This window comes from Catalinimonas alkaloidigena (genome assembly GCF_029504655.1).
GTDB classification, from domain to species: Bacteria; Bacteroidota; Bacteroidia; order Cytophagales; family Cyclobacteriaceae; genus Catalinimonas; species Catalinimonas alkaloidigena.
Genome location: NZ_JAQFIL010000001.1, coordinates 7,307,566 through 7,318,485 on the forward strand (window position 1 = coordinate 7,307,566; position 10,920 = coordinate 7,318,485).

5 protein-coding genes are annotated in these 10,920 nt (G+C 45.0%); 4 read left to right on the forward strand and 1 reads right to left on the reverse strand.

Features of this window, described 5'->3' with window-relative positions; genetic code table 11:
* Positions 1–211 precede the first annotated feature (211 nt).
* The 3 genes from OKW21_RS29700 to OKW21_RS29710 all read left to right on the forward strand — a co-directional run bounded on the left by OKW21_RS29700 (position 212) and on the right by OKW21_RS29710 (position 8,610).
* Positions 212–3,253 carry a SusC/RagA family TonB-linked outer membrane protein gene (locus OKW21_RS29700; RefSeq protein ID WP_277486864.1) on the forward strand — a complete coding sequence of 1,014 codons (3,042 nt, stop codon included), beginning with the start codon at positions 212–214 and terminating at the stop codon, positions 3,251–3,253.
* Between the two features lie 40 nt (positions 3,254–3,293).
* Positions 3,294–4,865 carry a RagB/SusD family nutrient uptake outer membrane protein gene (locus OKW21_RS29705; protein WP_277486866.1) on the forward strand — a complete coding sequence of 524 codons (1,572 nt, stop codon included), beginning with the start codon at positions 3,294–3,296 and terminating at the stop codon, positions 4,863–4,865.
* A gap of 178 nt (positions 4,866–5,043) precedes the next feature.
* On the forward strand, positions 5,044–8,610 hold the full coding sequence (locus tag OKW21_RS29710) for a VCBS repeat-containing protein (RefSeq protein ID WP_277486868.1): 3,567 nt from the start codon (positions 5,044–5,046) through the stop codon (positions 8,608–8,610).
* A gap of 68 nt (positions 8,611–8,678) precedes the next feature.
* On the opposite strand, the gene OKW21_RS29715 is transcribed toward OKW21_RS29710, so the two are convergent.
* A complete protein-coding gene (locus tag OKW21_RS29715) occupies positions 8,679–9,869 on the reverse strand; it encodes a PQQ-dependent sugar dehydrogenase (RefSeq protein ID WP_277486870.1) in 1,191 nt (396 codons plus the stop codon).
* A gap of 302 nt (positions 9,870–10,171) precedes the next feature.
* On the opposite strand from OKW21_RS29715, the gene OKW21_RS29720 reads away from it, so the two are divergent.
* Positions 10,172–10,903 carry a hypothetical protein gene (locus OKW21_RS29720; protein ID WP_277486872.1) on the forward strand — a complete coding sequence of 244 codons (732 nt, stop codon included), beginning with the start codon at positions 10,172–10,174 and terminating at the stop codon, positions 10,901–10,903.
* Positions 10,904–10,920: the final 17 nt, after the last annotated feature.

The following is a 10,920-nucleotide window of genomic DNA, read 5'->3' on the forward strand; positions in this document are numbered from 1 at the left end:
CCAGTCCGTTTATCAAAATCAGCACAGCTTGAATATTAAAAGTTCAAAAAAAATAAATGTTATAAAACAGTAAAAATTACTAAATTATTAAGGTTTAGTCAAAATAGTATTGATTTATGTAAAATGAAGAGTAGCTAGATGGCGGGTAGAAAGGGTACATTTAATAGTATAGCACCAGCATCAGTTTTTTTAACGACAACTCTCGCTATTTATGAGCTACTACTACAACTGCTTTTCAAAATTACTACTGGGCATACTGATACTGTTATTTATTGGTACACAAGCTCAGGCCCAGGAGCATACCGTCAGCGGAACAGTGAATTCTGAAGAAGAAGGGGTCCTTCCCGGAGTAAACGTACTGGTAAAAGGCACTACGATAGGAACCGTTACGGACATCAATGGAAACTATAGTATTTCTGTACCTGGAGATGAAAGCGTCCTGGTCTTTTCTTCTATTGGCTATACTACCGAAGAGGTGAATGTCTCCGGTCGTACTACGATAAATGTCACATTAGTACCGGACATCCAATCATTGAGCGAAGTGGTAGTGGTGGGATATGGTACACAGAAGAGGGCTGATGTGACGGGAGCAGTATCTTCTATCAAAGCTGAAGACATCAACAATATCGTGACTGGAAACCCTACCCAGGTATTGCAGGGACGTACCTCGGGCGTAAGGGTAGAAGTAAATGGAGGTTCACCCGGTGCCAGCGCGAATGTCATTATCCGCGGAACAGGTACACTTTCCAGTGTAGATCCGCTTTACGTAATTGATGGAGTGTTTTCAGAAAGTATGGATTTTTTGAACCCGGCAGATATTGAGTCTATAGAAGTGTTGAAAGATGCTTCGGCGGCGGCCATCTATGGTGCACGTGCCGGGCAGGGCGTAGTGATTATTTCTACCAAAAGAGGTGAAAAAAATCAGGCGGTAAATATAGACCTCAACGCTAGCTACGGATGGCAAAACGTATACCGCCAGATACCTTATACAAATGCCCGTCAATATGCAGACTTCAGAAATATCGCCAATGATAATGATGGGGTGCCCCGGGCGCCCGCTAACGATGCCCAGTTTGACCCCAGCATTGATTCAGATGTGCAGGACTTATCACTAAATACTGCTCCTGTACAGAATTATGGGATAAGAATATCGGGAGGAGGAGAGAACACAACCTATAGTGTTTCTGCCAATCGTCTGGATCAGGAAGGTATTGTGGTGGCTTCCCGCTTTCAGCGAAATTCACTCAGCGTCAATACAGGGATAGAAAAAGGCAGGTTTAAGTTAAGTGAGTCGCTTTTCTTATCCAACACCATTAACAACCCCAATACTGATTTCGGAAGTGAATTTGGACATATTCCTACGGCTCCTATTTTTGATGATACCAGAGATGGAGGTTATGCGGCGGGTAATACGATATTTCATGGTATCTCCCGCTCTACTAACTATTATGGAATCGCCCGCCTCAAGGATGCAGTCAATACCCGGGATAATGTTTTAGGAAGCCTGAATGCTGAATATGAATTTCTGGAAGGGCTTACCTATAATCTACGCCTTTCGGTAGACTATGAAAATGGGCGCAACTATCTCTTTACGCCTACCTATAATATCAGTAATTCTGATGTAGGCCAAAACCCGGTAGCTGACCTGACTGACTCTCGCTACCGGGATGTATCTACCATCATAGAGAATATTCTGACCTATGAAAGAATTTTTGGAGGGCATAGCATCAATTTGCTGGCGGCTTACTCCCAGCAGAAAGATAACTATGAGTCGCTAACAGTGACCGGACAGGGATTTCCTAACAACAACCTGAGAGTGATTTCTGCCGCCAATGATATAGCCGGTAGAAGCGGGGTAAGCTTGCCCCGAAGAATACAGTCTATTTTTGGTAGAGTCAATTACTCTTACAAAAGTAAGTATCTGCTTTCCGCTACTGTTCGTAGGGATGGCTCTTCTAACTTTGGCCCTGAGAACCGCTACGGTGTATTTCCCTCCGTATCACTAGGTTGGAACCTTGCCCAGGAAGAATTCTTTGATGTAAGCTGGATTGACAACCTTAAGCTCAGAGGTAGCTATGGCGTATTAGGATCAGATAACCTTCAGCCTTTTCAGTTTTCTCCGGTACTCAACATCAATAGCTCCTACACCTTTGGCCTAAGCCAGACCAGGGTAACAGGAGTATCCCAGACTGCTTTTGCTAACCCTGATGTAAAGTGGGAAAAGACAAAAACCACAGACATAGGGATGGATGTTGATCTGTTTGAAGGCAAAGTTAGTTTAACAGTGGACTACTTTAAAAAGACCTCAGAAGATATTTTGGTCGCCCTGGATATTAACCCGACCTCCGGTACCAACCAGTCTGTCATCAGAAACGCGGCTACGATAGACAACACCGGATTTGAATTCCTGGGTACTTACCGTAAGTCTTTTGGTGACTTTAAGTATTCCATCAGTGGAAACTTTACTGTGCTCAATAATGAAGTGGTAGATTTGGGTGAAGGAGTTAATCCTATACGTTCGGGTTTCTTCACGGATGAAACATTTGCCGCCACGCGTACCGAAGCAGGACGCCCGGTAGCCAGCTTTTATGGGTTTTTGGTAGATGGCATTTACCAGACCCAGGAAGAGATAGATGCCGAAGGGTTGGAAGGGCGAGACATCAATCCGGGAGATCTTAAATTTATAGATCGGGATGGTGACGGAGAGCTGACTACCAACGACCAGACCTTTATCGGAAGCCCAATACCTGATTTTGAATATGGCTTGAATATGAATGGTTCTTACAAAGGTTTTGACCTGACACTTTTCTTTCAGGGTGTTTCCGGTAATGAAATATGGAACGGCAGAAAGTTTGAAGGCGTATTTGCCCAGAATGGTAACAAACTGTCTATCGTCAACAATGCCTGGACACCAAACAATACTGACACCAACATTCCCCGCCCGACCAGCGTAGACCCCGGAGTGAACAGAAGAGAGTCAGAATTTTACGTAGAAGATGGCTCTTATTTCCGCCTTCGTAATGCGTCGCTGGGCTATACCTTACCTACCTTGCTTATAGAAAACATAGGGTTGAGCAAAGCCAGGGTATATATGAATGTAGAAAATGCATTTGTCATAGATAATTATTCCGGATATTTTCCTGAGATAGGCAGAAATACCAGTCGGGGTAATAATCTTTTTAACCGCGGGGTAGACGAAAATACCTATCCTATTCCTCGTACCCTTATCCTGGGTGTGCAGGTAAGTTTCTAGTATCCGCTACGACCTGATGAACAATCAAAAAACGAATTCCATGAAAATACATAGCCTGATTTCAAAGATATTTTTCACCATACTGGTGCTGGCCCTGACCACCAGTAGCTGCGACGATTCCTTTCTGGAGCCGGTTAATGAGAACCAGCTTTCACCCGATACCTTCTGGCAGTCGGCTGACGATGCCCGCAAAGCAATTATTGGGGCTTACAGTCCGCTTTCTACCGTATTTGGATGGGGCAGAATGATGATTTTGCATACCGTATACCGTTCAGATGTGGTAGACCCTTTTGCCTTTCAGGGTGTGACTACTGATGCGAGTAACTTTTCTGTAAACCCAAACTTCGGACGCTTAAACGAGATCTGGGGAGAGTTTTGGAAAACCATTTTCAGAACGAACCTGATCTTTGAAAACCTGGACAATATAGAAGACCCTAACTTCAGCCAAGAGGAACAGAGTACTATCCGGGGAGAGGCCCACTTCTTGAGGGCGTTTCAGTATTTCTATCTCATCACCATGTTCAGAAATGTACCACTGCTTACTACGCCACCCGCCGGGCTGGAAGAGGTAGCTGCCGAGCCTGCAGACCCTGCTCAGGTCTGGGAGCAGATTATTTCCGATTTGCAGCAAGCTCAGCAATTATTACCTCCTAGCTGGGAGGCCGACAATGTGGGGCGCGCTACTTCCTGGGCGGCTACTGCCCTACTGGGTAAAACCTATCTTTATCGTGCCGGTATTGAAGGCTCAGCGGGAGATTATGCACTGGCAGCGGCTGAACTAAAAAAAGTAATAGACTCCGGACTTTTTGACCTGGTAGATGACTATGCTGATAACTTTAATGCTGCCGGTGAAAACAATGTAGAGTCCGTGTTTGAAATCCAATTTGATAACAACGGACTAGCCTGGGGCGCTGATAATCCTGAGACGCTAAGGGCTGCGGCCTGGGAGCCTGATATGGCCCCCCCGCCTTTCACTAGTCAGAATGGTTTTGAAATTAACGATTGGGCTTTTGAGCGTTTTCTGGATACGCCGGACAATGATGGTAATATTGACATAAGAACCTATTCTACCTTCATCTGGAATTATCCTGATGCCCAAATCTACCAGGAAGCATTTGCTGATGCTTACGCGACCAACCTGGATTTTGTAGGCGGGCGTAAGTATTTGGATTTTGAAACACCCGACAAGCCACAATCAGATTTCGGCTTTGCCGGTTTTCCTTCGGTAATCAACTGGAGAGTGATTCGTTTCGCCGATGTCTTATTGATGTATGCCGAAGCAGAAAATGAGGCTAATGGGGCCTCTGCTGCGGTGCTGGATGCCCTGAACAGGGTACGTCAGCGTGCCAATATGCCGGAGTTTACACTGCAGGACCAGGCGACAATGCGGCAAATTACCAGGGACGAAAGGGTGCTGGAACTTTCTCTGGAAGGTAGCCGCTACTATGACCTGCTGCGTTGGGGACTGATTCCTGAAAGATTTGTTGATAATCCGGAGTTTCGTGAGAATACTGGAGGGGTCTTTTACCAGCCGGGGCGAGAGTATTTGCCCATACCTCAGAGTGAAATTGCTACCAACCCACTCTACCCTCAAAATCCCGGATACATATAGCAAGCATAAAAAAGTCAGCAGGTTCTTGATCTGCTGACTTCATTTTTTGATAAGATGACTTTTAGCTGAAAATGCTTTAGGTTTATACCTGCGCTTTGGTTCAGAGGAATTCATCATTTTTTCTGTGTTGTATGGCTGTTCCAAAGAGTATTGCGGGAATTTAAAGATATGTATTTTGATGAGAACCTGCCTATATGTTTCACTTTCGTTTATCTGCCTGGTATTCCTGTTCAGCAATTGTAAACAAGATTCGCTTGGTGAAGCATCCCCCCAGCCTGGGTTCAAAATACTTTCTCCCGAAGAGACCAACATCACCTTTAATAATCAGATAGAGGACTCAGACACCTTTAACCTGATGACCTACTACTATCTGTATAATGGTGGTGGTGTAGCTGCCGGTGACCTTAACCGGGATGGTCTGGATGACCTGGTCTTTGCGGGAAACATGGTGCCTTCAAAGCTATATCTCAATCAGGGTAACATGCGGTTTGAGGATATTACAGTATCCTCAGAATTTGACGTAAGCGCATGGGTGATGGGAGTGAGTTTGGCAGATATCAATGCTGATGGCTGGCTGGATATTTATCTTTCTGTAGGCGGGCCTGACTGCCCGCAGGCTTGCCGTAACCAGCTCTATATTAATCAGGGAATTTGTGAAGATGGGCAGCTTTGCTTTGAAGAAGCTGCTGAAGCTTACGGTCTGGCAGACCCTTCGTACAGCGTGCAGGCTTCTTTTTTAGATTATGATCTGGATGGTGACCTGGATATGTTTCTGCTGACCAATATTGTTAACGAGGTCAATAAGTCTATAGTCATAGACAAAAGCATTAAAGTTAACAAGGGTAAAAATATTGATAAGCTGTACGAAAATCGCTTTGATACAGAAAAGGGGCATCCGGTTTTTGCCGATGTATCAGCGCAGGCAGGCATCATTCATGAAGGCTATGGCCTCGGACTGGCAGTAGATGACATCAACCGGGATGGATGGCCGGATATCTATGTTGCTAATGATTTTATGGACAACGATTATCTCTACATCAATCAGCAGAATGGCCCGGACGGATACCTTACTTTTGAAGATGAGGCTGCTAAATATTTACGTCACCAGAGTTATAACAGCATGGGCGTGGATATCGCTGACATCAACAACGACCTGTTGCCGGATATTGCTACGCTGGACATGTTGCCCCCTGATAATTATCGTCAGAAAATGATGCTGACGGCCATCAATGAAGATAATGAAATGAAACGTCTGCAAAGCGGCTACGCAAAACAATATATCAGGAACTCCTTACAGCTTCATCAGGGAGGAAACGGCTTTAGCGAGATTGGACAACTGGCCGATATAGATGCTACCGACTGGAGCTGGGCGGTACTGATGGCAGATTTCAACCAGGATGGTCATAAAGATATGTTTGTGTCCAATGGCATCGTCAAAGATATGACCGACCTGGACTTTGTGACTTATCGCAGTGGACAAAGCTTCTTTGGCAGCAATGAAAGTAAAGAAGAAAAGATCCGTCAGCTGGCCAAGCAGATGAAAGGAGCCAAAACCTCAAATTATCTTTTTCTAAATAATAAAAACCTGACTTTTGACGACCTTACTAAAGCATGGGGCATCAAAACACCTTCCTTTTCCAATGGCGCGGCTTACAGTGACCTGGACAATGATGGTGATCTGGATCTGATAGTCAATAACATCAATGACCCGGCATTTGTATTGAGGAACAACACTACTGAGCAAACCAGAGCGCCTTATCTTAAGCTTAACCTTAAAGGAAAAACTGACAATCCTCAGGCGATTGGCAGCCGCGTTTACCTTTATCAGGGTGCATCAAGCCAATATGCCTATCAGTCACCTCAGAAGGGCTATCTTTCTTCCGTCACTCCTACCCTTCATTTTGGTCTGGCAGATAGCAGTCGGATAGATTCACTGCTGATCGTATGGCCTGATCAAAAAGTGCAACTGCTGAAAAATATAAAACCGTATCAAACTTTGGATATTACCTATAATCCAAATTACGGGGTAACTCCCTTTCCAGCAGAGCCAGATTTACCTATGCGGGATGCCACTGAGCAGTACAGCCTGGCTTATCAGCAGCAGGAAAACCGCTATAATGATTTTAAAAGCTCTCCGCTACTGCTCCGCAAGTACTCCTCACTGGGGCCGGGCATAGCAGTAGGTGATGTGAATACTGATGGGCGGGAAGACTTTTTTATGGGTGGTGCTTTCGGGCAAGCCGCTTCCCTCTTTATTCAGCAAGCGGATCAGACATTCAGCCGAAAAGCCTTTTCCTTTGACTCCCTCTACGAAGACACTGGCTGTCTGCTGTTTGATATGGAGGGAGATGGGGACCTGGATTTATATGTAGTCAGTGGTGGTGTAGAGTGGGGGCATCAGCAGGAGATGTACCAGGACCGGCTCTACCAGAATGATGGAAAAGGAAACTTTATCAAGCTGGAATATGCACTACCGGAGATACGAAGCAGTGGCTCCTGTGTTGTCGCTGCTGACTATGACCAGGATGGCGATCTGGACTTATTTGTAGGAGGCCGAGTGGATCCTGCACGCTATCCGAATGCTCCTAAGAGCTATCTGCTACGCAATGAAGGTGGTAGGTTTAAAGATGTAACAGAGGAAGCGCTGCAAGCTTCAGATGAATTGGGCATGGTAAGCGCGGCCCTGTGGACAGACCATAATCAGGACGGTAGAGCAGATTTGCTGATCGCATCTGAATGGCAGCCGCTTCAGCTTTACCTGAATGAAGGGCAACGTTTTAATAAAATATCTGAAGAAGCATTTTCCACAGCCTCCGGTTGGTGGAGCAGCCTCTACGGCAGTGATCTGGATCAGGATGGTGATATTGACTATGTATTAGGTAATCATGGGCTTAATAGCCGATACAAAGCCAGCGAGGCAGCGCCGATGAAGCTGTATGCCAAAGATTTTGACCGGAATAATGAAATAGACCCAATCGTCACTTATACAGAAGATGGGACAGAATATCCTTATCCACCACGAGATGCATTGTTCAGTCAGATTGTAGCCATGCGCAAACGCTTTGGTAGCTATGAGTCTTATGCCCAAGCCCCCTTCAGTCAGGTGTTTACCCCCCAGGAACTGGATGATGCCGGGGTATGGGAGGTGAATGAGTTACGCAACGCGCTGCTTATCAATCAGGGAGAGGAGAATATGGAACTTCGGGCACTTCCCAATGCCCTGCAGCTTTCACCCATTGCAGGCATACAGCAGCTTCCTTCAGCACAGGGTACCAGCTTGATGGTGACGGGGAATTTCTATGGAGCGGAAACTGCGCTTGGCCCGTACGATGCTTTTAACGGAGCAGTAATTGAGTTTGAAGAAAAAGGTGGAGAACTCAGAGTACAGACCGAAAGCCTGAGCATACTAGGCGATAATAGAGCATTGGCGGCTGTCAGGATAGGTAATCAAAAGGAAGGTTACCTTGTGGTCAGAAACCAGGCTACGTTAATGTTATGCGAAGTTACCAAAGAGGAAAAAGGAACTTTCTTTCCATTACAGGCAGATGATTTTTATGCAGAGGTCAGATTGATTAATGGAAAAAGATATCGCCAGGAATTTTATTATGGTGCAGGCTACCTTTCCCAGTCTTCGCGTAGCTTTTGGGTACCAGAACAGGCAGAAGAAGTAATCATTCATAATTTTCAGAGAAAAAGTCGGAAGTTGAATACCGAGTTATTGTTTCTTTCCAAGCATGCGAAATGATTAATCTGAAAAGAAAAGAGCAGTCATGCTGTCTCCATGATCTGCTCTTTATCAAACCTATTCACCTACTATTTCCCTACATCTTCATAGTTTACTTTGTAAATGGCTCCATTGCCATCATCTGAAATAAAAAGTGAACCATCTTCAGCCAGCGCCAAACCACATACTCGTCCGATATACTCCTGGTCTCCATTGACCAGAAAACCGGTGATAAAATCTTCATATCCGGTTGGGTCTCCATTTTCATCAAAGTTGATCATTACTACTTTGTAGCCGCTAGGTTCGGCACGGTTCCAGGAACCATGCAGGGTAGCAATCGCCTGTCCATGGTAGTTTTCCGGAAACTGCTCCTTATCATAAAAAATAAGGTCCATAGGTGCCGAGTGTGCAGCTAAGGTCAAAACCGGAAAAGCAGTCTGCTCAGCATAAGCCTGGTAACTCATACCGTTGGGTGGCTGGTCGGCAGGATTAGGCTTGCCATCTTCGTACACATAGGGCCAGCCGTAATCATTCCCTTCTTCCAGGCGGTTCAGTTCTTCCTTCTGTGTGGTATCGCCCAGCCAGTCTATACCATGATCCAGCCCATACAATGCATTGGTTTCGGGATGCCAGTCAAAACCGATGGTATTACGCAAGCCTTTGGCATAAATTTCACGTCCACTTCCGTCAGCATTTGCTATAATCATCGTAGCATTTTCCTTGCTGGTTTCACCGCAGGCGTTGCAGGTGCTGCCTACTGAAATGTACATCTTTCCATCAGGGCCAAACTCTAGGGTACGGTTAGGGTGCTGTCCCCCTTCCGGCAGGTTTTCCATCAGCAGCTGAGGCTTGCCCAACTTTCCGTCTTCCTGAATTTGAGCTTTGTATACTTCAGTGACAGTGATCATGTATAGCTGGTCATCCTTTAGAGCAAGGCCATGCACCTGATCCAGCGTAAGTACGGTTTCATTGATGTCGGCCTGTCCGTCATCATTGGTATCCTTCAGCATACGCACATCTCCCTGCCGCCGAGTGACATAGACAGTGCCATCTTCAGTGACAACCATCATGCGGGGTTTTTCCAAACCTTCGGCAAATTTCTGGATAGTAAAACCATTGGGCGTTTGCAGGGCGGATACATCAGCGGGTTTTGCCAGCTTAGGCTTAAATATATGTCCATCTACACTTGCTGTGATAGTAGTATCTCTTTCCTGCGCCAATACGTCTTTTTCGTCAAATACTATGAAGACAATAATGAGTAAAAAAATGAGTCTCTTCATGGTTTAAAAAATTTAGAATATAATATTGTGTCAACTCAGTTTTGGGAGAATAGTTATCAACAATTGGTAGGTAAAAAATTATAATAATTATGCGAGCTTATTCTCAGCATTATTTGATACATGAAAAATTTGGTGAAATGAAAGGCATAATGACAAGTATGTAACTTATAGGTTATGATAAAAAATCTCATTTTTGGAGCCTGAGTTGCAGGTGTAAAATGCTTTATTGAAGTCAATTTGTTATCTTACTACAAGTGATGACATATGTCAGGCATTGATACCTTTGAGAACGAATGGTTCAAATGAGAAGAATTCTTTTACTTATTTTTTCTGTATCTGTTTTTTCTTCCTGTACACAGCATGAGATACAGGACATGTATGGTACCTGGCAGATAGACAAGCTACTGCTGGATGCTATGGACAGAACGGGAGAGTATAGAGAAGAATTACCCTGGGGAACAGGCATAGAACTCAAACCGGACGGAAGCTTCAAAACTAATTTTGTGCGCCAGGATGAGGCAGAAGGCCGCTGGAAGATAAGCCCTGATGCGGACCGACTGTTTCTACGTTTTCCCTCAAAAAAGATAGACTTCAAGGTTACAATGAGCCAGCGACATCTCGTTCTCAAGTCTGTCCGTTGGCAGGTCTTTTTGTCAAGAACGGATGTCCTGCCTCAACCTGTTGAAAGAGAAGTAAAGTTGGCGAACGTGCTTCCCGGCACATGGTATTTTTACAAAATGACTACCCGGGATAGTGTGATTCGTTACCCCTCTACCCGAAAGCAGGCACACTGGCTAAAGATCGGTTGGGGTGGCAATTTTCTCAGTGGAGAAGGCAAGCATGAGTCTTTTAAGGGGAAATGGCTGCTCCAAAAAGACACTCTTATGCTTAGTGAGAGAGACCGTGAATGGCATGAACAATGGCAGGTGCGCATAGAAGACAATATACTTTATTTTGAACCCATAAACCCTGCTGAGAATGACTGGTATGAGGTGAGCCTGGTGCACGAGGCTCATCTTAATCATTATGAATAACATTTTTTTGAAAAGTG

Excerpts from the sequence above, each read along its gene's own strand:
- OKW21_RS29700 (WP_277486864.1), top strand. The coding sequence starts at position 212 with ATGAGCTACTACTACAACTGCTTTTCAAAATTACTACTGGGCATACTG.
- OKW21_RS29705 (WP_277486866.1), top strand. The coding sequence starts at position 3,294 with ATGAAAATACATAGCCTGATTTCAAAGATATTTTTCACCATACTGGTG.
- OKW21_RS29710 (WP_277486868.1), top strand. The coding sequence starts at position 5,044 with ATGAGAACCTGCCTATATGTTTCACTTTCGTTTATCTGCCTGGTATTC.
- OKW21_RS29715 (WP_277486870.1), bottom strand. The coding sequence starts at position 9,869 with ATGAAGAGACTCATTTTTTTACTCATTATTGTCTTCATAGTATTTGAC.
- OKW21_RS29720 (WP_277486872.1), top strand. The coding sequence starts at position 10,172 with ATGAGAAGAATTCTTTTACTTATTTTTTCTGTATCTGTTTTTTCTTCC.